Genomic DNA, 25,978 nt, shown 5'->3' on the forward strand with positions numbered 1-25,978 from the left:
CGGGTACTCGGTTCTACGGGCGGCGCAGGGTCAGCAGCCCACCGCGCGGCACGGTGATGCCGCCCGCCCGGTCGAGCTCGACCTCGCCCCGCCGGACGATACGCCCTCGGGCGTCCTGCACGGTGGCCTCGGCCGTCCCGGCGCCGCCGGTGAGCCGGACGTCCGGGTCGGCGTCGGCGTTGGCGACCAGCAGAGTGCGCCAGTCCGCGCCGGAGACGTCCACCGGCAGCGCGGCGTAGCGGGCCACCGCGACGGTGCCGCCGCCGACGGCGGTGACCATCGGGTAGCCGAGATCCGGCCGGGCCGGGCGCAGCTCGCCGAGCTGCAGGGTGGCGACATGCTCGCGGAAGACGCCGAGCCAGAAGCCGATCGCCTCGCGCTGCCCGGGGTTCTGCGCGGCGAGGTCGACGGAGACCTGCGGCACCGAGAACAGCACGTTGATCAGGTGGCAGGCGATCTGCTCCGGCGGCTCGGCCGGGTGCCACATCAGCATGTCGGCGTGGACCGGGACGGGCCCGGCGGCGAGCCGCACGTCGATGGTGCGCTGCCGGTTCTCCTGCGGGCTGAGCGGGCAGTCGGTGGCGCGGACCATGGTGACGTACGGCCACAGGCCGGGGCTGACGTACGGCTGGCGGTGCTCGATCATCGCCCCCGGCTTGACCGCGGTGATCCGGCCGCGGATCGTGGCGAGCAGCCGCTCGACGCCCTCGTCCACGGTGGCGCAGTCGGCCTCGGGCCCGGCCTCCGGCGCGTCGGCGCGGGCGAACCAGTCGACGAAGTCGACCTTCAGCCCGTCCATGCCCCACTCCTCGACGGCGCGGGCGAGCCGGCCGGCCAGGAACGCGCGGACCTCGGGGTAGCGCGGGTCGGCGACGACCGCGCCCATGTGGGCGGCGTCGGCGAGCGCGTAGCGGCCGATCGCCTCGAAGGCGGCGCTGTCCTTGCCGATGAACGGCAGCGCGTACCAGAGCATGTACTGCACGCCGAGGTCGTGGACGCGCTGGACGTGGGCGGCGGTGTCGGGCAGCGAGACCGGCTCCCAGTCGCCGCAGTGCGCGTAGCCGCGGGTGCGGTCGGCCGTCATCCAGCCGTCGTCGACGATGATGACGTCCATGCCGAGCTCCTTGCCGAGCGCGGCCTGGGTCTCGACGGCCTTCGGCGAGACGTCCTGGTGCATCGAGTACCAGGTGGAGTAGGCGGGGCGGCGGGCGGCCTCGGGGATGGCGGGGATGTCGGCCGCGCGGCCGGCCCACCACCAGGCGGCGAGGTCGGCCAGGCAGCGCGCGAAGTGCCGGCGGGAGGTGTCGATGCGGACGGTCAGCCGGCCGGCGGCCTGGGCCCAGAAGCGGAACTCGCCGGTCTCCTCCAGCACTCCGGCGCCGGCCAGGACGTCGGCGCGCTCGGCGGCGAAGGCGCAGACCGCGAGGTCGCCGGTGCCGATCAGGGCGGCGATCGGTGCGCCGTTGGCCAGGCCGGTGCGGCGCGGGGCGCTCCACGCGGCGGGCAGCCGGCCGGTGCCGCGCGGCTCGGGCGTCCAGAACGCGGTGGCGTCCACGCACGGCACCCGCCACTCGATCCGGACGTCGCCCTCCCCCTCGGCGGTCACCTCGACGATTCCGTCGCCCGCCCCGCGGGCGCTCGCGTTCCCGCTGACCCGCAGGTCCAGGCCTTCGGCGTGGAGCGGACGCAGGCCGCCGGCGACGGCGGGGGCGTGCGGTTCCCAGATCTCGGTCATGTTCAGCCCTTCGTGGCGCCGGCCAGCAGGCCGGAGATGAACTGCCGTTGGAGGACCAGGAAGAGGACCATCATCGGCAGGGTGGACAGCGCGGTGCCGGAGAGGATCGCGCCGTAGTCGGTGTTGCTCTTGTTGCCGTGCAGGGTCGCGAGGGCGACCGGCAGGGTGTGCATCCCGGGGCTGCGCAGAGCGATCAGCGGCCAGACGAACTGGTTCCAGGAGCCGAGGAAGAGGAAGATCGAGAGGGCTGCCAGCACGGGTCTCATGACCGGCACCACCACGCTGAACAGCACCCGGAACTCGCCCGCGCCGTCGACCCGGGCGGCGTCCAGGAGTTCGTCCGGCAGGCTGCTCAGCGACTGCCGCATCAGGAAGATGGCGAAGGGCACGCACAGGCCGGGCAGGATCAGCGCCTGGTAGGTGTCCAGCAGGCCGAAGTTCGTCATCATCTTGAACAGCGGTACCAGCATGACCTGTTCGGGCACCACGAGGGTGGAGAACAGCAGCGCGAACAGCAGGGTCCGGCCGCGGAAGCGGAACTTGGCGAAGGCGTAGCCCGCGAGCAGCGCCACCACGAGGGCGCCCAGCGTCTGGACCCCCGCCACCAGCAGGGAGTTCCCGACGACCCTGAGCAGGCCGATCTTCTGCTCCAGGTGGCTCAGGTTCTCGCCGAGGCTCCCGCCGGGCAGCAGCTTGGGCGGCCAGTCGAAGACCTCGGTGTCCTTGCGGGTGGAGGAGACCACCAGCCAGTAGAAGGGGGCGATCGACAGCCCGGTGATGCCGGCGAGGAGGAAGGTCAGCGGCCAGCCGCGCAGCTTCTTGAGGGGGTTCACGCGCTCGGTGGCCTCGTTCTGGGGGGTATCGCTCCTGGAGGTCACTTGTCGCGCTCTCCCATCAGGCGCATCTGGACGGCGCCGAGCACCGTCACGAGCAGGGTGAGCGCGTAGGCGACGGCGGAGGCGTAGCCGAAGTCGTAGTACCGGAAGCCGTTCTGGTACAGGTACATGGAGACGGTCAGGGTGGCGTTGTCCGGCCCGCCGCCGGTCAGCACGTACGGCTCGTCGAAGAGCTGGAGCGTGCCGATGGTCGAGAGCACGACCGTGAACAGCAGCACCGGGCGCAGCGCGGGGACGGTGACGGAGATGAAGCGGCGGATCGGTCCGGCGCCGTCGACCATCGCGGCCTCGTACAACTCCCGTGGAATGGACTGGAGTCCGGCGAGGTAGATGACGGCGTTGTATCCGGTGTAGTGCCAGGTGAGCACCACGACGACGGCCATCCGGGCCCAGACGGGCTGGCCCAGCCAGTCGACGGAGGGCAGGCCGACGGCGTTCAGCACCCAGTTGACCGCGCCGTCGTCGGTCTTGAGCAGGTAGGCGAAGATCACGCCGGTGGCGACCAGGCCGGTGACCGAGGGCATGAAGACGCCCAGGCGCCACACCGTGCGCCAGCGCACCACCGCGGAGTTGATGCCGACGGCCATCAGCAGGGCCAGTCCGAGCATCAGCGGGACCTGCATGACGAGGATCTCGCCGGTGTTGGACAGGGCCGTCCAGAACAGCGGGTCGTCCAGCAGGCGACGGTAGTTGGCGAGGCCGGCGTCGTGGGTGGCCGCGCCGGAGCCGGTGGTGAAGGACAGCAGCAGCGACTCGACGACCGGGTAGGCCTTGAACACGCCGAAGGTCAGCAGGGCGGGCGCGAGCAGCAGGTACGGTACGGCGCCGCGCCGCAGGCGGGACCGGCGCGGCGCTGCGGGCCTCCCGGCGAGGGCGGCGGGCGGGCTGGCGGCACTCATGCGATACCGCGCCCGGTCTGCTGGGCGAGCTGCTTGGCGGCGTCCTGGAGGACGGTGGCCGGGTCGGCGCCCTTGAGGAGGACCTTGACCTGGGCGTCGCTGACGAGCTTGAGGGCGCGGGCGTAGTCACCGGAGTAGTTGGTGGGGAAGCCGCCCTCGGTGGCGAGGTCGGCGAAGGTCCTGAGCACCGGCTGCCCGCCGTAGTAGGCGCTCGGCTCGGCGTACAGCGGGTCGGTGTAGGCCTCGGTGAGGGCCGGGAAGACGCCGCCCGCGTTGAACATGGCGTTCACCGAGGCCGGGCGGGTGACCGTGTACTCGACGAACTTCCAGGCGGCGCGGCGGCGCGGGCTGGAGGCGGCGACGGCCAGGTGGGTGGAGTTGACCAGGGCGGTGCGCTTGCCGCCGGGGGTGACCGCCGGGGGCTTGGTGAGACGCCAGTTGCCGCTCTGGTCGGGGATCTTCTTCTCCAGGTAGTGCGCGACCCAGGCGGGCATCGCGGCCACCGCGAGCTTGCCGGCCTTCATCACGGGCGGCCAGCTCTGGACGCCGGGGGTGTCGCCGATCAGCCCGGCCTCGTCCAGCCGCTTGACGATGGTCAGGGCGCGCACGGCCGCCTCCGAGCCGACGGTGATCTTGCCCTGGAGGTCGAAGTAGAAGGCGCCCTGGAGCTGCATCAGGGCCTGGACGAAGTCCAGGTCGGGGGTGGGGTTGGCGGCCCGGTTGATGCCGATCAGGGCGACGCCGGGGTTGGCGGCCTTGAAACGGTCGGCCACGGCGAGCAGGTCGTCCCAGGTGGCGAAGGACTCGGGGTCGATGCCCGCCTTGTCGAAGTAGTCCTTGCGGTAGAAGAAGCCGAGCGGGTTGACCTCCCAGGGCAGCGCGTAGGCGTGGCCGTCCTTGCCGCTGACGACGGGCCACAGGCCCTTGGCGAACTTGTCCTTGTGCGCGTCGGCGCCGAGCGCGGAGAGGTCGGCCAGGCCGCCGGGGAACTTCTCCTGGTACCCGGGCAGGTAGTCGCAACCGATGTGCAGCACGTCGCCGAGGCCCTGGCCGCCGGCCGCCAGGCCGACGGTGATCTTGTCCCAGATGGCCGGTTCGCCGATGTCCTGGACGTCGACCGTGATCCCCGGGTTGTCCTTCTGGAAGGCCGGGACGATCCCGCGCAGGGCTTCGGCGGCCGTGGCCCAGGACCAGACGGTGATGTTGCCGGTGTCGGCGTCCCCGCCCGAGGCGCCCCCGGAGCCGGAGTCGCCGCAGGCTGCGAGCGTGCCGCCGGCGGTCAGGGCCAGCAGGCCCGCTCCTGAGGCTCGGAGCAGATCACGACGGGAAAGGTGTGACATTGCATTCCTCTCTGAGGGGTGGCGAGGAAGGGGTGAAGCAGGAAGGGTGGTGGGTGAGGCAGGAGGGGGGTCTTGAAGGGTTTTGAACGTTCAAATACACAAAACAGACCAGAACCAAACAGGTTCGAACGAGCGGGTCACAGCAAACGCCCACCCTCCCCGCGCCGTCAAGACCTGGGCGCGGGGAGGGTGGGCTCCGAAACCGTTCCGTTATGCCAGGGCGGCGTCCGGAGCGCCGAAGACGGTTCCCGGGGTGACCGGGATCCCCCGCGCCATGGCCTCGAAGTCCAGGATCGGATGGGTCAGGATCTCCTCGACCTCGTCGGTCAGGAGGTTGCCCAGGATGAACTCCTCCTCCGCGCCCGACCCGAAGGTGACCACCTGCCCGCTCGACTGGATCATCCAGTTCAGCAGCTCCCGCTCGCTGCTCTCCGCGAGGTGGATCTCCCGGCCCGGGTGGTCGCGCCGGATCCCGTCGACGACCGCCCGGACATCCTCCACCGCCACGCCGAGCCTGCGCACCGTGGCCGGCGAGGCCCGCCGGCCCCACCACTGGAAGATCACCCACTGGGCGACCGAGGGGTGGGACAGCACCTCCGCGGCGAGCTCCGGCAGCTGGTGGAGGTTCTCGGCACTCGCCACGGTGTGCACCCGTACCCGGTCGAAGCCCTCGGCGTCGCACAGGGCGAGGGACTCCAGCAGCGCGTCGAGGAGCCTGTCGTCCGGACTGCGGCGGAAGGCGCGTTGCACCTCCGGCGTGACGGCGTCCAGTGGCAGCCGCAGCGAGGACAGGCCGTGCAGCCGGGAGAGCTTCTCGGCGGTGAGCGTGTAGCCGGTGGTGTCGAGGCCGACCTTGAGGCCGCCGGCGATGGCGTGGTCGATCACGTCGAAGACCGGCGGCCACAGCAACGGGTCGCCGCCGGCCAGGACCAGGTCGGTGGTCCCGTGCGCGGCCAGCTTCCCGACGATCCGCCTGGCCTGGTCGAGGTCGATCTGCTCCGCCGCGAACGGGTTGTAGCAGCCCTGGCAGGACATCGGACAGCGGTTGTTGATCGACCAGTTGACCCGCCGGACCCGTCGGCCGGTACGCGGCCGGTCGGCCCTGCCGCGGATCCCGGCCACCAGCCGGGCCAGGCGGACGGCCTGCGGGAGGGTGGCGCCGGCGAGCAGTTCCCCGGCCCGTTCGACGGCGGCCGCGGTGGCGTTGTTCTGGAGCAGGAGGAAGGCCAGGCGCCACCGCATGGTCTCGTCCCCCCGGTCCTGGCCCAGGGCCTGTTCGACCCGCTCGGTCAGGGCGCCGAGGTAGCCGGGGGTGAAGTTGGCGGGTTCCAGGCGCCGTTGGAACGCGTCGGCGATCGACCCGCGCTCCAGGGAGCGGTCGTAGCCGGCCCGCAACGGGTGCGGGGGCAGGATCTCCACGTGCTGCCGGGTGGGCATTCGGTGTTCTCCGGTACGGGTCAGTTCGAGGCGGACGGCAGCATGACGACCATCGAGTCGGCGGAGGACAGGCCCATGCCCTCGACGAAGACCGCGTCGCGGACGAGCTGCGCGATGGCGGGGTGGGTGGGGGCGGCGAGGTAGCGGGCGGTGGATTCGAGCGGGGTGATGTCGCGCTCGGCGATCAGGGTGCGCAGCGAACCCGGCAGGTCGTCGAGGCCCTTGCGCACGTCCTCCAGGTCGAACCGGTCGGCCAACCGCATCGCCGCCCTGCGGGCCTTGGCGAGGTTGGTCGTCGGGTCCAGGGCGGTCGCCTTCGCCAGGTAGTAGGGGACGGGCTGCATCATCCAGGCCAGCGCCTCCCCCGGGTCGTCCTCGTCGTGGCCGGGGCGGTCGAAGGCCTCCGACCCGAGCCCGAGGCCGTCGCAGAACCACTCGGGCCGCATGCTGATCCGGTAGTGGGCGTGACCGGCCAGCCGGAACGCCGGGAGCCTGGCTATGACGGACGTCGTCTCGATCCGGAAGGTGTCGGAGATCCGCCGCATCGTCCGCCCCAGCACGGCCCGGACCTCCGGCACGTCGGCCCCGTCGGCCACGACGTGGATCAGGTCGAGGTTCGAGACGATGTCGCCGGTGGGCCCGGTGCGGTGGTCGCCGCGGGCCAACGAGCCGGTCGCCGCCACTGACATGCCGGCCACGTCCGCGAACTCGCGGGCCAGCTCCTGGAACAGCCGGGGGACGTCTTCGGGTCTCACGCGCTTCCTCGGGTGTCGGCTACGGCGGTGAAGTCGAGAGTCTTCGCCCACTCTTCCAAGTCCGCTCACATCACGGAGAGTTGGCGTTCAGATGGGCAGCCTAACAGCGACCCGCCACAAATGGTCGCGTTCGCACCACATATCTCACACATCACGGCTGACGGACCGACACAAGCGGTCTCAACCAGTCACTCACGTAGCGCCCGCCCGCACCCGGATCGGGTGGGCGTCGAGACATCGAACCACGCGTGCGCGAGAAGTCGGCCGGGCCGACTTCTCGCGCAGACCTCATCAGGCCAGCACGACCGGCGTGCCCGTCAGATCGACTCCTGCCTGCCGGAGTTCGCCGAGGGCGGTGACCGTGGTGTCGGTGGCCACGCCCGCCGTGTAGTCCAGCAGCACCCTGGTCGCGAACCCGGCCTTCACGGCGTCCAGCGCCGTCGCCTTCACGCAGTGGTCGGTGGCGATCCCGACCACGTCCACGGCGTCCACGCCCTGGCCGCGCAGCCAGTCGGCGAGCCGGGTGCCGTCCGCCGCGAAGCCCTCGAACCCGCTCTTGGACGCCGAGTGCGCGCCCTTGAAGAACACCTCGTCCACCGCGCCCGCGTCGACGGCGGGCGCGAAGGACGGGTGGAACTCGCCGCCCTCGCTGCCGACCACGCAGTGCACCGGGAAGGACTCCCGGAAGTCCGGCTGCGCCGAGAAGTGCGGGCCCGGGTCGATGTGGTGGTCCCGGGTCGCGACCACCCGCGCCCAGCCCTCCCGCTCCGGGCCCTGAACCAGCTCGGCGATCGCGCGGGCCCGGTCGGCGCCCCCGCCGACCGGGACGCTCCCTCCCTCGCAGAAGTCCTTCTGCACATCCACCACGATCAGCGCGCGAGCCATCGACCGGCCTTTCCTCGGGGGTACGGATTTCGCGGCCAGCTTGACGCCTTCGAGGTGCGTGGACGAAGCAACCCGGGCTGCCGTTCACCCGGACGGTCCCGGCACGGCGATCAGCCCGCCCCGGCCGCCGCCAGGGGGCGGGGTCGGGTCGGCGAGCGGGTCGGGTTCCGGCCGAGGTCCGGGGAGGGCTGGGTGGTCACCAGGGCGCCCGAGGCGCTGCGGTGGGAGCGCGGGCCGGTCGAGGCCGACGTGGTGGTGTCGGGCGCGGTGGCGGACCTCATGCTGGTGGTCTCCCGCCGCCTCCCGCCGCAGGACGACCGGGTGACGGTGACGGGCCACCGCGCGTTGCTGGACCACTGGTTGGCCCACACGGCCTTCTAGCTCGCGGAGTTGCGCGAGAAGTCGGCCGGCCCGACATCTCGCGCGACGGCGTTCGGCTACCGGCCGACCTCGCGGAGGCGGAAGTCCTCGACCGTCTCCCGGCGGATCAGCAGGCGGGCCCGGCCGTCCTTCACGGCGGCCACCGCCGGGCGGCCGACCAGGTTGTAGCCGGAGGCCATCGACAGCTGGTACGCCCCGGCCGCCGGGACGGCCAGCAGGTCCCCCGCGCGCAGGTCGGCGGGCAGCACGGCGTCACGGACCAGCACGTCGCCGGCCTCGCAGTGCCGGCCCACCACGTCCACCCGGGCCGCGCCCGCCTCCGAGCGGCGGCCCACCAGGCGGACGCTGTAGGGCGATCCGTACAGCGCCGGGCGCGGGTTGTCGCTCATCCCGCCGTCCACGGCGGCGAAGCAGTGGCCGTCCGCGGTGTGCTTCACCGACAGCACCCGGTACACGGCGACGGCGGCCGGGCCGGCCAGCGCGCGGCCGGGCTCGACGATCAGCCGCGGCACCTCCAGGCCCGCCTCGGCGCAGCGCACCGCCAGCCGGTCGGTCACCCGGACGGCGAAGTCGGCGACGTCGAACTCGGCGTCCCCCGGCAGGTAGCGGATGCCGTGGCCGCCGCCGAGGTCCAGTTCGGGCAGTTCCACGCCGTGCTGCTCCCGGATCTCCGCGAGCAGCCGCACCAGCGCGTCCACCGCCTGGAGGTAGGGCTCGACCTCGGTGATCTGCGAGCCCAGGTGGCAGTGCAGGCCGGCCAGTTCGAGCCCGGGCTGGTCGAGCACCCGGGCGATCGCGTCGGCCGCGTCGCCGCCCTCGATCGGGAAGCCGAACTTCTGCCCGCCCACTCCCGTCTGTACCGCCGTGTGGTGCCCGGCGGCGATCCCCGGGACGACCCGGACGAGCACCCGCTGCGGGGTGTCGGCGGCCACCAGGGCGGCCAGCCGGGCGATCTCCGCCGGGCCGTCGATCACGATCCGCCCGACCCGCAGCCGCCGGGCCAGCCGCAGCTCCTCCGGGGACTTGGCGTTGCCGTGCAGCAGGATCCGCTGCGCCGGGAAGCCGGCCGAGGCGGCCAGCCACAGCTCGCCGGAGGAGCAGACGTCCAGGCCCAGGCCCTCCTCGGCCACCCAGTCGGCCATCGCGCTGCACAGGAAGGCCTTGGCGGCGTACAGCACCTCGGCGTGCGGCAGCGCCCGCCGGTACGCCCGGGCGCGGTTGCGCACCTCGGCCTCGTCCAGGACGTACAGCGGGGTGCCGAAGCGCTCGGCCGCCTCCGCCAGCCCCACCCCGCCGACCAGCACGTCGCCGCCGGGGCCGGGCCGCGCCGAGGCCGGCCAGGGGCCGCCGAGCGCGTCGACGGCCGGGGCGTCGGGGCGGGCGGTGGAGGTGCCGGTGGAGGGGGCGGGGACGGCGGAGGGGACGGACGGGGCGGTCAGCTGCGTCATGGCGGTACTCCTACGGGGCGGGGCGGGGTTGCGGCACGCGGTGGGCGGGGTCAGTCCTCGAACTGCATCGCGATCCGGCAGTGCGCCGGGCGGCCGCGGTCGTGGCCGACCGTGGGCGCGGGCGCCGGTTCGGGCGGCTCGGGGCTGTCCTGAAGCTCCTGTCGCTCCTGCCGGACACCGGCGGGCACCAGGCGGACCAGGCGGCGCGGCGACTGGTCGACGGCGGTGGCGGTGGCGGTGGCGATCGTGCTGCTCACGGAAGGCTCCTCGGGCTCGGGCGGGCCGCCGTGGTGCGGCCCTCGGTTCCAGTGGATGCCCACCGGACGCCGATCGCACCGGGCCTTGACGCGTGGCCTACGCTCCGCCGGGCGTCCTTGACGCCTTCCTGACATCCGCCGCCACGGCCATCACCCGTACGGCCGCACGCACCCCCGAACGTCCGTACGAGCCCTCGAACGCCCACCCGGTCCGGATGTCAGGGAGCCGTCAAGGACGGCCGCCCGCACGCCAAGCCCGCGTCAAGAGGCGCGTGGCGGGCGCGGATCCGGTGGTGGGCTGGCCGCCGTCCCCGCCGCCACCGAGTCCGCCGCCCCGTTGCCCCGCAGCCCGGGGCGGCCCGGAAGGTCTTCCGAGACGATGCGCCGTTCGGCCCTCACTCCCCCGGACACCACCACGCCCCGAACCGACTGGTTCCGCCGCCCGGACGGTGTCCGCGAGCAACCCCCGCACGACCGACCGGACGACCGGCCGCACGACCGACCGGACGACCGGCCGCACCAACCGCAGCACCACCCGAGCCACCGGCCGACCGGCCCGGACGGCGGCCGCCGCCGGCTCATCACCCGCCGCCAGCTCACCGAGGCCCTGCCCGCCGCCGTCCGCAAGCTCCACCCGCGCACCATGATGCGCAACCCGGTGATGCTCGTGGTGGAGACCGGCTCCGCGCTCACCACGCTCAGCGCGGTGATCCACCCGAGCGTGTTCGCCTGGGTGATCGGCTTCTGGCTCTGGCTGACCGTGCTGTTCGCCAACCTCGCCGAGGCCGTCGCCGAGAGCCGGGGCAAGGCGCAGGCCGAGTCGCTGCGCCGCACCCAGGCCGGGACGACCGCCCGGCGGCTGCTGCACTGGCGGGTCGGCACCCGCGACCACCGCCACGAGGTGATCCCCGCCGAGCAGTTGATGCTGCACGACGTGGTGCTGGTGCCCGCCGGCGAGGTCGTGCCGCAGGACGGCGAGGTGGTCGAGGGGGTGGCCTCCGTCGACGAGTCGGCGATCACCGGGGAGTCCGCGCCGGTGATCCGCGAGTCCGGCGGCGACCGCACCGGCGTCACCGGCGGCACCAGGGTGCTCTCCGACCACCTGGTCGTCCGGGTCACCTCCCGGCCCGGGCAGAGCTTCGTCGACCGCATGATCGCCCTGGTGGAGGGCGCCAACCGGCAGAAGACCCCGAACGAGATCGCGCTCAACATCCTGCTCGCCTCGCTCACCATCGTCTTCCTGCTCTCGGTGGTCTCGCTCCAGCCGATGGCGATCTACGCCCACGCGCCGCAGACCACCGTGGTGCTGGTCGCCCTGATGGTCGCGCTCATCCCGACCACCATCGGCGCGCTGCTGTCCGCGATCGGCATCGCCGGGATGGACCGGCTGGTCCAGCGCAACGTCGTCGCCCTGTCCGGCCGGGCCGTCGAGGCCGCCGGGGACGTCGACGTGCTGCTGCTCGACAAGACCGGCACCATCACCCACGGCAACCGCCGGGCCGTCGCGCTGCACCCGCTGCCCGGCGCGAGCACCGAACAGCTCGCCGAGGCGGCCCAGTTGGCCTCCGTCGCGGACGAGACCCCGGAGGGCCGCTCACTCGTCGAACTGACGAACCGTCAGTACTGGGTGCCGCCCCGCGCCCCCGGCGAACTCGGCGAGCAGCGGCCCGTCCCGTTCACCGCGCACAGCCGGATGAGCGGCGTCGACCTGACCTGGCCCGACGGGACGAACTGCCTGATCCGCAAGGGCGCCGCCGGCGCCGTCGCCCGCTGGGTGGTGGACTCCGGCGGGCGGATGCCGATGGAGGCCAAGCCGCTGGTGGACCGGATCGCCGAGGCCGGCGGCACCCCGCTGCTGGTCGCCGTCCACGACCGGCACGGCGCCCGCGCGCTGGGCGTGGTCGAACTCAAGGACGTGGTGAAGGAGGGCATCGCCGAGCGCTTCGCCGAGCTGCGCAGGATGGGCATCCGCACCGTCATGGTCACCGGCGACAACCCGCTCACCGCCCGCGCCATCGCCGCCGAGGCCGGGGTGGACGACTTCCTCGCCGAGGCCACCCCCGAGGACAAGCTCGCCCACCTGCGCCGCGAGCAGGCCGCCGGGAACATGGTCGCGATGACCGGCGACGGCACCAACGACGCCCCCGCACTCGCCCAGGCCGACGTCGGGGTCGCGATGAACTCCGGCACCCCGGCCGCCAAGGAGGCCGGCAACATGGTCGACCTCGACTCCAACCCGGCGAAGCTGATCGACATCATCCGGGTCGGCAAGCAACTCCTCATCACCCGCGGCGCGTTGACCACCTTCTCGATCACCAACGACGTGGCCAAGTTCTTCGCGATCATCCCCGCGATGTTCGCGAACGCCTACCCCGGGCTGCACCACCTCAACATCATGGAACTGCACAGCCCGACCTCGGCGATCGCCTCCGCGATCATCTTCAACGCGCTGATCATCGTCGCCCTGATCCCGCTGGCCCTGCGCGGCGTCCGCTACCAGCCCGCCTCCGCCACCGACCTGCTCCGCCGCAACCTGCGGGTGTACGGACTGGGCGGGTTGGTCCTGCCGTTCCTCGGCATCAAGGCGATCGACCTGCTGATCCAGTTCGTGCCGGGCCTCGGCTGAGGCACGGCGCGCATCGGAGCTGTCAGAAGGCCGTCAAGAAGTGTGCGACCGGCGTCATGGAGCCATCAGCGGCGGTACGGACGGACCGGTTCCGGGGTTCACTGGAATCATCCGAACCAAGGAGTACGGAACCGGGAGTACCCGACCGGAGAAACGGAGGCGAACGGCCATGACCGGGACCACCCGAGTGATCGTCGGCCTGAGCGGATCACTGAGCAGTCTGGCCGCCCTCTACCACGCCGTCGGCGAGGCGGCCCGCAGCGAGGCCGTGCTGGTGCCGGTGGCCGCGTGGAACGCGGGCGAACGCGACGGCCTGCGCCCGCTGTCCGAACTGGAGCACGCCGCCCGGCGGCGGCTGGACATCGCCTTCGAACAGGCCTACGGCGGCTACCCGTCCGGCCTGGTCATCCACCCGCTTGTGGTCAGGGCCGACCCCGGGCCGGCCCTGGTCGGCGCCGTCACCGGGCCGGAGGACCTGCTGGTCCTCGGCGCCGCCACCCGCCGCCGGTTCGACCGGCTGCGGCACGGCTCGGTGGCCCGGCACTGCCGCCACCGCGCGGGCTGCCGGGTGGTCGAGGTCACGCCCTCCGCGCTGCTGACCCGGCTCGAACTCCCCGCCCGCACCGGGGCACCGCTCCCGCTGCTGGGGCGCGCCTAGTCCGGTCCCCCGAACCCGCCCGCCGGCTCGGCGCGTCACCTCACCCACGTCGAGCCGGCGGGCGCCATCGTGCCCGGGCCCGCCGGTCCGGGGCCCCTGGTCCGGCCCCACCCCGGCGCCGTCCCCAACTGCACCACCGCGTCCGCGTGTTCGCGCACCAGCGGCAGGTCGTGACTGATCAGCGCCAGCGCCACCCCGCGCTCGGCGCGCAGCCGGCCGAGCAGGGTCATGATGCCCGCGGCCGTGTCGGCGTCCAGCCCGGAGGTCACCTCGTCGCACAGCAGGACGTCCGGCCCGGCCGCCAACGCCCGGGCGATGGCGACGCGTTGACGCTGGCCGCCGGACAGCTCGGGCGGGCGCCGGGCGGCCAGGTCGGCCGGGAGGTCGACGGCGGCCAGCAGTTCGGCGACCCGGCCGGGGCACTGCTCGTGCGGGGTGCTGTGGTGCAGCCGCAGCGGCCGGGTGAGGGTGGCGCCGACCGTCCGGGCCGGGTCGAGCGCGCCGAGCGGGTCCTGCGGGACGAGTTGGACGCGGCGGCGCTGCTCGCGGGTGCGGGCGTGGTGCGAGCCGGCCAGCGGGGCGCCGTCCAGGGTGAGGGCGCCGCCGGTGGGCGGGTGGAGCCCGGCGAGGACCCGGACGAGGGTGGTCTTGCCCGCGCCGGAGGGGCCGATGATGCCGGTGCAGCTGCCGGGTGCGAGGTGCAGGTCGACCCCGGTGAGGATGCGGCGCCGCCCGCGCCCGTACCCGACGTGGGCTTCGACGCCGAGCGCGGCCAGCCCGACGGCGGTGCGCGCCGCGACCGGTCCGGACGTACGGCCCGCCCCGGCCCGGATGGGGCCGCCGCCCGCCCCGGGCCGGGCCGGGGCGAGGACGAGCACCTCGTCGGCGCAGCGGGCCACGAAGGCGGCGTCGTGACTGGCGAGCGCGACGGCGATGCCGTGCCGGCGGGCGAGTTCGCGCAGCAGGTCGGCGATCTCGTCCCGCAGGGCGGGGTCCAGGCCGGCGCCGGGTTCGTCGAGGAGCAGCAGGTCGGGGCGGCGGGCGAGGGCCCGCGCGAGGGCGACGCGGCGCTGCTGACCGCCGGCGGGGGCACCCGGGAGGGCGGGAGCGCCGGGGAGGCGGCGTTCCAGCCGCTGGTCGGCGGGCAGGCGGACCCGGGCGAGCAGGTCGCGCACGGCTTCGGGGCCGCGGTCGGCGGCGGCCCCGGCGAGCAGTCCGGCGACCCGCGTCCGGGGGTCGAGGCCCGAGCCCTGGCCCTGGCCGAGGAAGGCGAGCCGGTGACGGCGCAACCGGCGCAGCGCTTCGGGGGCGAGGGCGAGGACGTCCTGACCGAGGACGGTGACCAGTCCGGTGGCCCGGGCGCCCGGGGGCAGGGCGCCGGCGAGGGCGTGCAGCAGGGTGCTCTTGCCCGCGCCGGAGGGGCCGGTGACGGCGTGCACGCGTCCGGGGCGCAGGTCGAGGCTGACCGGGGCGAGCAGCGGGGTGCCGTCCGCGAGGGCGATGGCGAGCCGGTCGACCCGGGCGGTCGTCGGGTCCTCGGTCACAGTCATTCCGCGCGTCCTCCCCCCGAACCGAAATCACTTAGGTTTGCCTATCCTAAAGTTGAGCTCTCGACAACCCTCCTGTCACACAATGGCTCAGGAGTGACCACCCCGCCGACGTTCTCGGCCGCCGTCCGGCCGTCGGCACCGGAACGCGCCCGGCGCGGACCCGGCGCGCGGCCGGTGTCACTGCGGGTCGTGCAGGTGGTCGCTCAACCAGGTCAGCGACGGCGGGAGCAGCCTGGTCCAGGTGGTGAAGTTGTGCCCGCCGGTCTCCACGGTCGCCTGGGCGACCACCAGCGGCGGGCGGGCGGCCGCGGCGAAGGCCACGGAGTCGGCGTAGCCGTGGCCGTCCTCCTTGCTGTCGGCGAGGAGCACGGCGAGGGCGGGCATCGGCAGGTGGGCGAGGCGCCAGTTCAGGTCGGCCTCGTCGCGCCGCTGCTGGCTGCCGCCGAAGAGGTCGCCGGTGGTCACGTCCTCGGCGGCCTTGAAGTAGCCGGACAGCGAGACCGCCACCGGGAAGGTCTCCGGGTGGACCATGCCGAGCTTGACGGCGCAGTAGCCGCCGGTGGAGTCGCCGATCACGCCGAGGCTGCCGGTGCCGTCGAGCACCCGGTAGGAGGCGCGCAGGTCGGCCGGCACGTCGGTGGTGAAGTAGCGCTGGGCCTGCGGGCCGTTCGGGACGTCCTCGCACTCGCTGTCGCGCGGCATCGACGGCGAGGGGCGCACCAGCACCAGGACGGTCGGCTTCATCGCCCCCCGGCGCAGCAGGTCGAGTTCGTACGCCGGGTAGCGCAGCTTGGTGACCAGGTTGGCGGCGTCCCCCGGGAATCCGGTCATCACCAGCGCGGCCGGGAAGTGCCTGGTCTCGGCGCCGGGCCGGAAGTACTGCGGCGGCAGGTAGACGTACCCGTCGGTGCTGAGCCCGGTGGTGCCGCCGGGCAGCCGTACCCGGTCGAGCCGCCCGATGGTGGCCGGGTCGCGGTCGGCCCCGTCCGCGCCGGTGATCTCGGCGGTGCCGAGCACCTGCACCCCGGCGGGCACCTCGGTCGGGGTGCCGCCGGGGGTGCCGGAAGGCGTGCCGGTCGGGCTTCCGGCCGGAACGACGGACGGGCTGACGGACGAGCCACCCACCTGGATGACGCCCGCCCCGCGGTCACGCCCGAACAGGTCGGACCAGCTGCTGTAGAACACGAAGTCGTCGTTGACGGCGAGCCCGAGGGTGGCCAGCAGGGCGAACTGGGTGACGGCGATCGTCCCGAGCCGCAGGAACACCGCGGGCCAGCTGCGGACGGCCAGCCGGGGCCAGACCCAGAGCGTGCCGAGCACCGCGCCCACCGCGAACAGCGCCGCCAGCGCCAGCAGCTTGTGGCTGGTGAGTCCCATCCGGCCTCCCTGGGCGCGCGTCCGACGGCGCGACCCAGGGTAACCAGGGCGGGACCGAACGTCACTCCCGCCGGTCGGCGAGCGCCTGCCAGACCTGGTCGCGCAGGAACGGCGGGTCGGTGAAGCGGATGCCGGTGGCGTCGCGCAGGGCGTTGGCGAAGGCGGGGGCGACCGGGTTGAACGGGCTCTCGCTCATCGACTTGGCGCCGAGCGGGCCGATCGCGTCCGAGGTGGTCGAGAAGTGCACCTCGGTGCGCGGCACGTCGGCGTACGCGGGCAGGCGGTAGCGGCGGAAGGCGGCCGTGGTGACCTCGCCCCGGTCGTCCAGCAGCACCCGTTCGAACAGCGTCGCGCCGAGCGCCTGGGCGACCCCGCCCTCGACCTGCCCGCGGCACTGCATCGGGTTCATCACCCGCCCGGCGTCGGCGCCGTGCACGCTGCGCAGGATCCGGATCTCCCCGGTGTCCGGGTCGACGGCCAGGCGGAACCACTGCGAGTTGAACGCCACCGAGCGCGGTGAGCCGCCCCAGTGCCCGGTGCCGACGAGGTCGACGCCGCGTTCGCGCGCCGCCGCGTGCAGTTCCTTCAACGGGATGCCGCGCCCGTCGCAGTCGACGGCCTCGGCGCCGAGCCGGGCCAGGCTGCGCGGGGTCCGCGCGTACTCGGCGGCGAAGTCGGTGAGCCGTTCGGCGAGCGCGTTCGCGGCCCGCATCACCGCCTTGCCCGCGACCACCGTCCCGGCCGAGCCGAAGGCGCCGGTGTCGTGCCGGACGACGTCGGTGTCGGACTGCCGGATCGCGATCCGGTCGACGGTGGTGCCGAGCGCGCCCGCGGTGATCTGCTGGTGCACGGTGGTCGTGCCGTTGCCGAACTCGGCCGTCCCGACGGCGACGTCGTAGCTGCCGTCCTCCAGCAGGGCGACGGCGGCGTCGGCGAAGTGCCCGCCGGGCGGGCCGGTGGCGATCATCGCCATGGCGAAGCCCTGCCCGACCAGCCAGCCCTCGGGGGCGTCCGCCGCGCTGCGGTCGTCCGCGAGCGCGTCGCGGACGACTTGCAGGCACTGGTCGAGGCCGTAGCTGGCGATGTGCAGGTCCTCCTCCTCGCCGCCGGGGCTGAGCATGTGCTCGCCGGGGCCGATGACGTTGCGCTCGCGGAACTCCAGCGGGTCGATGCCCAGTCGGCGGGCCAGTTCGTCCATCGCCGACTCCACCGCGAAGGTCACCTGCCCGAGCCCGTAGCCCCGGAAGGCGCCGGCCGGCACGCAGTTGGTGTACACCGAGTACGCCTCGACCTTCTTGTGCGGCACCCGATAGACGCCCATCGACTCGCCGACGCTGTGGAACATCACCGCCGGGCCGTGGTTGCCGTACGCGCCGGTGTTGGACACCACCCGGAAGCTCAGCGCCGTGAGCGTGCCGTCCGCCTTCGCGCCCGCCTTGACGGTGATCGTGAACGGGTGCCGGGTGGTGGCGCCGTAGAACTGTTCGGCCCGGGTGAACTCCAGCTTCACCGGCCGGCGCAGCCGCAGCGCCGCCAGCACCGCGATGTCCTCGGTCAGCATCTCCTGCTTGCCGCCGAAGCCTCCGCCGACCCGGCCCGCCACCACCCGGACCTCGCCCTCCGGCAGGTCGAACAGGGCGCACAGCGCGCGCCGGGTGAGGAACGGCACCTGGGTGCTGGAGCGCACCACCAGCCGCTCGCCGGCGCCGTCCTCGCGCTCCTCGAAGGAGACGACGCAGCCGTGCGTCTCCAGGCTGGCGTGCTGCACCCGCTGGGTGCGGAAGGTCTCCTGGTAGACCGCGTCGGCCTCGGCGAAGCCCTGCTCCACGCTGCCGATCTCGCCGTGCACCTCACCGCACACGTTGTTCTCCGGCCGGGCGATCCGGGCCTGCGGGCCCTTGGCGTGCAGCACCGGCGCGCCGGGCGCCATCGCCTCCTCCGGGTCCAGCACGTACGGGAGTCGCTCGTACTCGACGGCGATCCGGCGGCAGCCCTCCTCGGCGGCGGCCTCACTGTCGGCGACCACCGCGGCGACCCGCTGGCCGACGAAGCGGACGACGTCGTCCAGCAGCCGGGTGTCGTCCGGGTCCTCGGTCGGGTGCTCGTGCCGGGCCGAGGAGTACAGCCGCTCGGGCGCGTCGTGGTGGGTGAACACCGCGTGCACGCCGGGCACCCGCAGGGCGGCCGCGGTGTCGATGGCGACGATCCGGGCGTGCGGGTGCGGGGAGCGCAGCAGCTTCAGGTGCAGCAGCCCCGGCACCTCCACGTCGAAGGTGTAGCGGGCGGTGCCGGTGACGACCTGCGGCCCGGCGGGCGCGCCCAGGCTGCGGCCGACGGCGCGGCCGGCCTCGGGCTCCTCGGTGTGCCGGACGCCGCGGATCGCGTCCTCGATCGCCCGGTAGCCGGTGCAGCGGCACAGGTTGCCCTTCAACGACCTGGGGAGGTCGGTGAGTTGCTCCTCGTCCAGGGCGCTGGCGGTCATCAGGAAGCCGGCCGTGCAGAAGCCGCACTGGAAGCCCTGGGCGTCCAGGAACCGCTGCTGCATCGGGTGCAGCTCGCCGTCCCTGGCCAGGCCCTCCACCGTGGTGACGCACCGCCCCTCGGCGCGTGCCGCCGGGTAGAGGCAGCTGTGCACCGGGGTGCCGTCCACCTGCACGGTGCAGGCGCCGCAGTCGCCGGCGTCGCAGCCCTTCTTCACCCCGAACCAGCCACGCTCGCGCAGGTAGGTGCGCAGGCACTGGCCCGGGCGGGGCTCGGCGTCGAAGTCCCGTTCGTTGACGCGGATCGAGAAGCTCATGCGGTCTCCTCCTCGGCCCGACCCGGTCCGACCAGGCCCGGTCCAGCCAGGCCCGGTCCGGCCGGGTCCGGTCCGGCCGTACTCGTCGGGGCCGGCCGGGCGGGGTCCAGTTCGCGGCGGATCTGCTCGGCGAACCGGAAGGTCAGGTGCCGCCGCCAGGCGGGCAGTCCGTGGATGTCGTCGAAGTACTCCTCGGACCGGATGCCGCCTCGGACGGCCTCCTCGACGGCGGCCGCGTTCGGCCCCGGCGGGAACCAGAGCCGGATCGGGCGGACGGTGGCGGCGGTGACGGTGATGGTCAGCGAACCGTCCACCGGATCGCGGGTGCCGATCAGCAGCGCGCCGGAGCGGCCCAGCCCGTACAGCGAGGCCTGGCGGAACGCCGTCCGGGCCGCCAGCGCCCGGCCCGGCAGGGTGATCGAGCGCAGCAGCTCACCCGGCCGCAGGTCCTTGACACCGGCGCCGGTGACGAACTCCGCCACCGGGACGCGGCGTTGCTCCCCCGACGGGGCCCGCAGCAGGCAGACCCCGTCCAGGGCGGCGGTCAGCGAGATCATCGGGCCGGCGGGCAGGCCGTTGCACAGGTTGCCGCCGACGGTGGCCGTGTTCCAGATCTTCCAGGAGGCCAGGAACGCCCGGCAGCACTGCTCGAACAGCGGCGCCGCCGCCCAGGCCGCGGGCTTGGGGTAGCGGGAGAGCTGGGCGATCGTGCAGGTCGCGGCGATCTCCAGGCCGCCGTCCGGGGTCGGGGTGAGCGGCTCCCAGCCCATCCGGCCGAGGTCGATCAGCCGGCGGATGTGCGGCTGCGGTTCGGAGAACAGGTACGTCCCGCCGCCGAGCCAGGCGTCCCCTGGCCGCCAGGTGGTGCCCCGGCGGGCATCGCACAGCTCGGCCACCGTGTTCAGATCCATGTCGCTCCATCGCCCCGGCCGGTCCCGTTCCTTCGGTACGGCGATTGAAGCGGCGGCGACCGGCCGGGCACGAGTGGGCCCGCACACCAGCCGCACCCGGCCCCACCTGGTCGATCGTCCAACGGCGGGCCCTCCCACCCGCGCCAACTTCGACAAGGGTGTCGAAGTTGACCTGAGGGCCGGGCTATGCTGTCCCGAAGTCCGAGGATGACCCCCCCTTGCCCCGTCGACGAACGCACCAGCATGGCGCGCCCGACCGGAAGGAGGCGAGACGCATGGACAGCAGCAGTGCGGGCCGCACCACCCACCCCCACCCCCGCATGCCCCGGTCCGCCTCCGGCAGACGGTGAGCACGGTCGAGACGGTGAACACACCCGTCGCACAGGCTTTCTGACGCCACGTCAAGTCCTCCTGGCGCCACGCCCCACCCGTCGGCCCTGCCGCCACCGCCGTCCGCGGCCCCTTCGCCCGCCCCGGTCTCCCCCGCCGAGGAGAGGTATCCCATGACGACGTCCCGGCCCTACCCGCGCCCCGCCGAGGCCGCGGTACTGCTCACCGTCCTCGCCCTCCTCGTCGCCGAGGAACTCGCCCTCGGCCTGGCCGAGGAGGAGGACCGCCCGGTCATCAACGCCATCCTGATCGGCGCCTCCGGCTCCGGCCTCCTGGCGGTCGGAGCGGTGCTGCTCGGACGCTGGCTCGACACCCGCCGCCCGCTCCCCTTACCCCCGCCCGGCCCCAACGGCCGCGAGTACAGCGCCCGCGCCCTCGAAGACTTCCCGATGGACGCCGTGCGCCCGCTCCTCCTCGCCCACCAGGCCCCGCAGCTGGGCCAGTTGTACTCCGCCTGGATGCTCGCCCGGGCCGGCCGGCCGGCCCCGTGGATCGCCCGCCGACTCGGCATCCCGCTCGACGCCGCCCATCTCCTCGTCGACGCCGCCCGCACCCGCCACGACTGAGCCGACGGCGTCAGCGGCGCCGGCCGGGTGCCCCCGCGCCGGCCTGCGCCAGCAGGAACGGCACCAGGCCGCGCTCCGCCAGAGCCGACCGCCAGGCGTCCCGCGCCAGCCCCAGCTCCCCCAGGACGCCGGCCTCCCCACCGGAGTCCGCCGCCCTCGCCCGCGAGGCCGCGCCCAACAGCCCCAGCCCGCCCACCAGCAGACTCACCGCGGCCACCCCGGCCGCCACCCACCCGGCACCGACCAGCGCGTGCCCCAGCACCGCGGCGTCGTCCGCCAGCCCCAGCGCGTACCCGAGCAGCAGGAAGATCGCGGCCGCCACCCCGGCGATGATCGGCACGATCACCCCCAGCACCCCCCACCACCCGGACACCCGCTGGCGCCCCGGCTCGTCCACCGGCAGTCGCGCCACCGCGTCCTGGTCCGCCCGCAGCGCCGCGTACCGCTCGTACTCGGGCGCCGCCGCCGCCAGCACGAACTCCGCGTTCTCCCGGGCGCACCGCCGCAACCGCTCCACCCCCGGCCCCTCGTCCCCCACCGCCCGCAGGGCCGCCCGCACCTGCGACCCGGCCAGCGCCCTCCCCAGTTCCGTCTCGAAGTCGGCCCGATCCTGCTGCGGCAGTCGAAGCGGCCTGTCCATGCCGTGCCCCCGTTCGCTGTTTCTCCTAGTTCTACAGAACTGTAGAACATGGCGGCGGATAGCAGCAGCCCCGTTCACCTGTGGGCTTGCGATTCAGGAGCGGCCGGCACCCGGCACCCGCGCGGCCGACGGACCGGTCGGCTCAGGACACCGTCAGGATCCCCCGCATGAAGTGGTGCAGGGTGCACAGGTACGACGAGGCGCCCGGCCGGGCGGGCGCGGTGAAGGTCGCGGACGCGCCCGGGGCGATGGTGCCGGTGTCGAAACCGCCGTCCTGGGCGGTCAGGGTGTGGTCGACGGTGTCGGCGTTGCGGACCGTGACGACGGCGCCCGGGCGGACGGTGAAGTCGGCCGGCTCGAACGCGAAGTCCCTGATGGCCACCGCCCCGGGGCGGGAGCGGTGGCCGAGGACGGCGAGGCGGCCGGGGCGGCCGGAGCCGCCGAAACGGACCCGGTCGGGCCCGCGGTCGGGCCCGACTCCGGGCCTGAGTCCGGTCCCGAGTCCGGGCCGCCCACGCGGACGGAGCAGGCGGCGAGGGCGGCGCCGAGGAGCACGGCGGCCACGGCCCGGGCCCGCGACCGCATCAGGAGCTGAAGAGCGGGACCCGCCGGGCGTCGGAGGACGCGGGCGGGGTGGCGCCGAGGTCGGAGACCGTGGCGATCAGCACGGCGTCCGCGCCCGGGATCCAGTTGACCGTCTTGGACTGGACGACGAGCTGCCGCTGCCGCGCCGTCCCGTCGCAGATCACGTCCGCCTCGGCCGTCCGGCTGGAGCCGAAGGCCATCGAGGAGGTGTCCTCCGGATCCCGCTGCTCGACCGAGACGGTGAGCGACCGGGCCTCCTCCGCGACCCCGCAGACGTACTCGACGTCGACCCGGACCCGGCCGGGGACCTTCGGGTCGATCCTGGCCTCACCGAGAGTGACGCCCGTGGGGGCCGAGTCCCCGTCCCGCACCCGGGCCGGGGCGGCCACCGAAGCCGCGGCCGGCGCCGGGTCGGCGGCCAGGGCGGGCGCCGTGAGCCCGCCGAGGGCCGTGCTGAGAGCCGTCACAATGATCCACCGCTGCACTGCCAACCTCCCATAACTGAAACCGTGTTGCGGCCGACGCTAACCGCCCCGCCAGTGGCCCGCGCGCCGAGGCGGGCGCCCGTCGCACGGACAGCCCAGCCACGGCGGCGGCCCGCCGTCACCAACGGCCCGGAACGGCGGTGACCTGGCATCACCAACGGCCCAACCCGCCGCCCGACCGACCGTCACCATCGGACCGACCCGCCGCGGCGACCCTCCGTCACCAGCCGCCCCGCATGGACCAGCGCCCTTTCGGCCGCCCTCCCCGGAGCCGCCCGAACGGACGAGGGGCCCGCCGCGCGGTGCGCGCGACGGGCCCCTCAAGGACGCGAGGCGTTACCGGCGCCCGGCGCCGACCTCGGAGCCGGTGTTCTCGTCCTCGCCCTGGTCGCCGTTGCGGTCGTCGTTCCGGTCGCCGCTGCGGTCCCGGTCGCCCCAGCCGTCGCTGCGGTCGCGGTACAGGGTGAAGCGGTCGAAGAGCACCGGCGTCGGGAACGGGTCGGCCGCGGTGGCGGACGGGGAGTGGTAGTAGCTGACGGTGATGGTGGTGCGGCCGCCCGGCAGCGCCCCGGGGTCGACGTCGAAGACCGCGACGCCGTACGGGAAGGCGGTGTCCGGGTCGGTGACCGCGGACCAGTGGGCCTTCTCCTTGGCGTCCGGGTCGGCCTTGAAGGTGAGCCGCTGGGTGCGCACGGAGGCCTGGCGGACGCCGTCCGCGTCGGCGGGCAGGTAGACGTCGTCGTGGCCGGCGGTGCCGCCGCCGCCGAGGATCAGGTGGACGGTGCCCTGCGAGGTGTCGATCCGGCGCAGGTCGTCGTCGGCGACGGCCGGGGTGAGCAGGCCGCCCGGCTCGGTGCCGCGGACGGGGTGGGTCCGCTCGTAGTCGTGGTCGTGCCCGGCCAGGACGAGGTCGACGCCGTAGCGGTCGAGCAGCGGCAGCAGCTTCTCGCGGATGCCCATGTCACCGCCGTGGCTGGCGGCCGACGAGGACATCGCGAACTGGTGCAGGTTGACGACGACCCAGTCCACCGCGCGGCCGCGCCGGGCGCGCGCCAGGGTGCGCTCCAGCCAGCGGAGTTGGGCGCCCTCGCTGTAGTCGCTGATGTAGATGGACCGGCCGGTGGCCGGGTCGAGGCTGGCGTCGTCCTCGACGGCGATCTCGTTGCCGTCGAGGCTCACGAACAGCACCGAACCGACCTGGAAGCTGTACCAGTTGCCGCAGTAGTCGCGGGTGCCGTTGTCGGGCAGCTCGAAGCGGGTCAGGTAGGAGGCGTAGCCGAGGTCCCCGCCGCCGGCCTCGACCTCGTGGTTGCCGGGCGCGGGCATCCAGGGCCGGCTGGCCGCCGACTTGGCGAGGTTGTTCATGAACGCGTTCCAGCACTGCGGCTGGCGCTGCGGGTTGTTGTTGGCGTACGCGAGGTCGCCGTTGAGCAGGTGGAACAGCGGCGTGAACTGCTCGACCTGGCGGACGGCGGCGGCGCCGTGGATCGAGGACTTGCTGAACACGTTGTCGCCGGTGCCGAGATCGCCGAAGCTGGTGAAGCGGAACGCGGCCCGGCCGCGCGCGGGCGCGGTGCGGAAGGTGCCGCGCACCGGGCCGGAGCCGTCGTGCAGCACCTCGTAGACGTACGTGGTGTCGGGCCGCAGGCCGTCCAGGCGGACGTGGTGGGTGTACGTCTCGACCTTGTTGAGCCCGTCGACGTAGGTGCGGGTCTCGGCGTCCACGGTGTGGCCGGCGCCGCCGCGCGGGGTACCGATCCGGACCCGGGGGCGGCGCACACTGGCGGCCGTCGCCCAGGAGACGGTCATCTCACGGGACGGCTCGTTGCCCCACTGGAGGTGAATCTGCTCCGGTCCGGGGGTGCCCGCCAGGGCCGGCTGCGTCCAGAGGAGGGTGGACGCGGGCAGCGCGGCCAGCGCGCCTGCCGCGGTACCCGTCCGAAGGACCGTTCTGCGCGAGGGATGTGACACTGCCGCCTCCAAGGCTCCGGGAAACGCCCAGGAGAGTCCCAGCCGAACCGGGCGCCCGGGCCACCGGCGAAGGTTCTTCCGGCGAACGCCAGTTGAACGCCGGATCGGACCGGACGGCGATCGACCACGACACCGGTCAGGCCCGTCAAGCCGGTTACGCCGGTTACGCCGGTTACGCCGGTTACGCCGGGAGGATTACCGATCCCTGACGGCCGGTCCGTCCGCGCCCGATCCGCCGCACCGCGCGGCTAGCGTCGGCGGCATGGAGATTCTGGTCACCGGCGGAGCCGGGTTCATCGGGTCGGCCGTGGTCCGCGCACTGGTCGCGGCCGGGCACGGGGTACGGGTGCTGGACGCGCTGCTGCCCGCCGTCCACCGCTCGGGGCGGGCCCCCGAACTGCCCGGCGGCGTGGCCTTCGAGCAGGGGGACGTCCGGGACGCCGCCGCCGTCCAGCGGGCGCTGGCCGGGGTGGACGCGGTCTGCCACCAGGCGGCGATGGTCGGCCTCGGGCTGGACCTCGACGACGCCCCCGCCTACGCGGGCTGCAACGACCTCGGCACGGCCGTCCTGCTCGCCGCGATGGCCCGCACCGGTGTCCGCCGCCTCGTCCTGGCCGGCTCGATGGTGGTGTACGGGGAGGGCCGCTACCGCTGCCCCACGCACGGCGACGTCGCCCCGGGCCCGCGCCGCCCGGCCGACCTGGAGGCCGGTCGCTTCGAGCCGCCCTGCCCGGCCTGCGGCCGCGCCCTGAGCCCCGGCCTGGTCGCCGAGGACGCCCCGGCCGACCCGCGCAGCGTGTACGCGGCCACCAAGCTCGCCCAGGAGCACCTGGCCTCCGTGTGGGCCCGGGCCTGCCAGGGCGCCGTCCTGACGCTCCGCTACCACAACGTGTACGGCCCGGACATGCCGCGCGACACCCCGTACGCGGGGGTCGCCTCGCTGTTCCGCTCGGCGCTGGCCCGGGGCGAGGCCCCCCGGGTGTTCGAGGACGGCGGCCAGCGCCGGGACTTCGTCCACGTCGAGGACGTCGCCGCGGCCAACCTCGCCGCGCTGGAGGCCCTTGCCGCCCGCGCGCCGGGCAGTTCCCGCGCCTACAACGTGGGCAGCGGCGAGGTCCGCACGATCGGCGAGATGGCCGGGGCGCTGGCGGCGGCGTACGGCGGTCCGGCGCCGCTGGTGACCGGCGAGTACCGCCTCGGCGACGTCCGGCACATCACCGCCGACTCCTCCCGGCTGCGCGCCGAACTCGGCTGGCGCCCACAGGTGCCGTTCCCCGCCGGGATGGCCGAGTTCGCGGCGGCACCGCGGCCCGGCGCCACACCTGACGGCCCGTCAGATATCGGCCGGAACTCACCGGTGAAGAGCGGAGGATGGGGTTAGCCTTACAA

At 74.1% G+C, this 25,978-nt stretch carries 22 protein-coding genes; 5 read left to right on the forward strand and 17 right to left on the reverse strand.

The annotated features are described in order from the left end of the window. Positions 1 to 13 precede the first annotated feature (13 nt). From ACFVTF_RS11870 to ACFVTF_RS11900, 7 genes are all read right to left on the reverse strand, one after another. Positions 14 to 1,735, reverse strand: a complete 1,722-nt coding sequence (locus ACFVTF_RS11870; protein ID WP_387812407.1) for a glycoside hydrolase family 36 protein — start codon at positions 1,733 to 1,735, stop codon at positions 14 to 16. A gap of 2 nt (positions 1,736 to 1,737) precedes the next feature. Continuing rightward, entirely contained in the window at positions 1,738 to 2,613 is an 876-nt protein-coding gene (locus ACFVTF_RS11875) for a carbohydrate ABC transporter permease (protein WP_387812410.1), read from the reverse strand. After that, the gene (locus ACFVTF_RS11880) at positions 2,610 to 3,530 is read right to left on the reverse strand and encodes a carbohydrate ABC transporter permease (RefSeq protein ID WP_387812413.1); all 921 of its coding nucleotides are present in this window, start codon (positions 3,528 to 3,530) and stop codon (positions 2,610 to 2,612) included. Before ACFVTF_RS11880 ends, ACFVTF_RS11875 begins: the two co-directional genes overlap by 4 nt. Further along, positions 3,527 to 4,870 (reverse strand): ABC transporter substrate-binding protein, encoded by a 1,344-nt coding sequence (locus tag ACFVTF_RS11885; RefSeq protein ID WP_387812416.1) that lies wholly within the window; start codon positions 4,868 to 4,870, stop codon positions 3,527 to 3,529. Before ACFVTF_RS11885 ends, ACFVTF_RS11880 begins: the two co-directional genes overlap by 4 nt. Before the next feature lie 210 nt (positions 4,871 to 5,080). Then, positions 5,081 to 6,307 carry a radical SAM protein gene (locus ACFVTF_RS11890; protein WP_387812419.1) on the reverse strand — a complete coding sequence of 409 codons (1,227 nt, stop codon included), beginning with the start codon at positions 6,305 to 6,307 and terminating at the stop codon, positions 5,081 to 5,083. A 20-nt stretch (positions 6,308 to 6,327) separates the two neighbouring features. After that, a complete protein-coding gene (locus tag ACFVTF_RS11895; protein ID WP_387812422.1) occupies positions 6,328 to 7,062 on the reverse strand; it encodes a hypothetical protein in 735 nt (244 codons plus the stop codon). Positions 7,063 to 7,353: 291 nt separating this feature from the next. Beyond that, positions 7,354 to 7,947, reverse strand: coding sequence for an isochorismatase family protein (locus ACFVTF_RS11900; RefSeq protein ID WP_371516090.1), 594 nt, complete (start codon positions 7,945 to 7,947; stop codon positions 7,354 to 7,356). 192 nt (positions 7,948 to 8,139) lie between these two features. On the opposite strand from ACFVTF_RS11900, the gene ACFVTF_RS11905 reads away from it, so the two are divergent. After that, on the forward strand, positions 8,140 to 8,328 hold the full coding sequence (locus ACFVTF_RS11905) for a hypothetical protein (RefSeq protein WP_387812425.1): 189 nt from the start codon (positions 8,140 to 8,142) through the stop codon (positions 8,326 to 8,328). 56 nt (positions 8,329 to 8,384) lie between these two features. Here ACFVTF_RS11905 and lysA read toward each other — a convergent pair whose 3' ends face one another. Together lysA and ACFVTF_RS11915 are read right to left on the reverse strand one after the other, a co-directional pair. Then, on the reverse strand, positions 8,385 to 9,776 hold the full coding sequence (gene lysA, locus ACFVTF_RS11910) for a diaminopimelate decarboxylase (protein WP_363579911.1): 1,392 nt from the start codon (positions 9,774 to 9,776) through the stop codon (positions 8,385 to 8,387). A 50-nt stretch (positions 9,777 to 9,826) separates the two neighbouring features. Then, on the reverse strand, positions 9,827 to 10,033 hold the full coding sequence (locus ACFVTF_RS11915) for a hypothetical protein (RefSeq protein ID WP_387812428.1): 207 nt from the start codon (positions 10,031 to 10,033) through the stop codon (positions 9,827 to 9,829). A 379-nt stretch (positions 10,034 to 10,412) separates the two neighbouring features. Between ACFVTF_RS11915 and kdpB the strand changes: the two genes are divergently transcribed. Together kdpB and ACFVTF_RS11925 are read left to right on the forward strand one after the other, a co-directional pair. Continuing rightward, on the forward strand, positions 10,413 to 12,659 hold the full coding sequence (gene kdpB / locus ACFVTF_RS11920) for a potassium-transporting ATPase subunit KdpB (protein WP_387812431.1): 2,247 nt from the start codon (positions 10,413 to 10,415) through the stop codon (positions 12,657 to 12,659). Between the two features lie 169 nt (positions 12,660 to 12,828). Beyond that, the gene (locus tag ACFVTF_RS11925; protein ID WP_387812434.1) at positions 12,829 to 13,317 is read left to right on the forward strand and encodes a universal stress protein; all 489 of its coding nucleotides are present in this window, start codon (positions 12,829 to 12,831) and stop codon (positions 13,315 to 13,317) included. Positions 13,318 to 13,352: 35 nt separating this feature from the next. On the opposite strand, the gene ACFVTF_RS11930 is transcribed toward ACFVTF_RS11925, so the two are convergent. The 4 genes from ACFVTF_RS11930 to ACFVTF_RS11945 all read right to left on the reverse strand — a co-directional run bounded on the left by ACFVTF_RS11930 (position 13,353) and on the right by ACFVTF_RS11945 (position 19,952). Next, entirely contained in the window at positions 13,353 to 14,867 is a 1,515-nt protein-coding gene (locus ACFVTF_RS11930; RefSeq protein ID WP_387812437.1) for an ABC transporter ATP-binding protein, read from the reverse strand. A 177-nt stretch (positions 14,868 to 15,044) separates the two neighbouring features. Next, the gene (locus tag ACFVTF_RS11935) at positions 15,045 to 16,244 is read right to left on the reverse strand and encodes an alpha/beta hydrolase (protein WP_387812440.1); all 1,200 of its coding nucleotides are present in this window, start codon (positions 16,242 to 16,244) and stop codon (positions 15,045 to 15,047) included. A 61-nt stretch (positions 16,245 to 16,305) separates the two neighbouring features. Further along, positions 16,306 to 19,041 (reverse strand): molybdopterin-dependent oxidoreductase, encoded by a 2,736-nt coding sequence (locus tag ACFVTF_RS11940; protein WP_387812443.1) that lies wholly within the window; start codon positions 19,039 to 19,041, stop codon positions 16,306 to 16,308. Next, positions 19,038 to 19,952, reverse strand: coding sequence for an FAD binding domain-containing protein (locus ACFVTF_RS11945; protein ID WP_387812446.1), 915 nt, complete (start codon positions 19,950 to 19,952; stop codon positions 19,038 to 19,040). The genes ACFVTF_RS11940 and ACFVTF_RS11945 overlap by 4 nt, the downstream gene beginning before the upstream one ends. A gap of 503 nt (positions 19,953 to 20,455) precedes the next feature. Between ACFVTF_RS11945 and ACFVTF_RS11950 the strand changes: the two genes are divergently transcribed. Then, the gene (locus ACFVTF_RS11950; RefSeq protein ID WP_063346563.1) at positions 20,456 to 20,908 is read left to right on the forward strand and encodes a hypothetical protein; all 453 of its coding nucleotides are present in this window, start codon (positions 20,456 to 20,458) and stop codon (positions 20,906 to 20,908) included. Positions 20,909 to 20,918: 10 nt separating this feature from the next. Here ACFVTF_RS11950 and ACFVTF_RS11955 read toward each other — a convergent pair whose 3' ends face one another. The 4 genes from ACFVTF_RS11955 to ACFVTF_RS11970 form a co-directional block, all read right to left on the reverse strand. Then, positions 20,919 to 21,548: a hypothetical protein gene (locus tag ACFVTF_RS11955; protein ID WP_387812449.1), complete on the reverse strand. Its 630-nt coding sequence runs from the start codon at positions 21,546 to 21,548 to the stop codon at positions 20,919 to 20,921. A 142-nt stretch (positions 21,549 to 21,690) separates the two neighbouring features. Then, entirely contained in the window at positions 21,691 to 21,930 is a 240-nt protein-coding gene (locus ACFVTF_RS11960; protein ID WP_387812452.1) for a cupredoxin domain-containing protein, read from the reverse strand. 202 nt (positions 21,931 to 22,132) lie between these two features. After that, a complete protein-coding gene (locus ACFVTF_RS11965; RefSeq protein ID WP_387812454.1) occupies positions 22,133 to 22,600 on the reverse strand; it encodes a hypothetical protein in 468 nt (155 codons plus the stop codon). Positions 22,601 to 22,954: 354 nt separating this feature from the next. After that, the gene (locus ACFVTF_RS11970) at positions 22,955 to 24,589 is read right to left on the reverse strand and encodes a purple acid phosphatase family protein (protein ID WP_387812457.1); all 1,635 of its coding nucleotides are present in this window, start codon (positions 24,587 to 24,589) and stop codon (positions 22,955 to 22,957) included. Positions 24,590 to 24,851: 262 nt separating this feature from the next. Between ACFVTF_RS11970 and ACFVTF_RS11975 the strand changes: the two genes are divergently transcribed. Beyond that, positions 24,852 to 25,970, forward strand: coding sequence for an NAD-dependent epimerase/dehydratase family protein (locus ACFVTF_RS11975; protein WP_387812460.1), 1,119 nt, complete (start codon positions 24,852 to 24,854; stop codon positions 25,968 to 25,970). Positions 25,971 to 25,978: the final 8 nt, after the last annotated feature.

This window comes from Kitasatospora sp. NPDC057940 (assembly GCF_042887425.1).
GTDB lineage: Bacteria > Actinomycetota > Actinomycetes > Streptomycetales > Streptomycetaceae > Kitasatospora.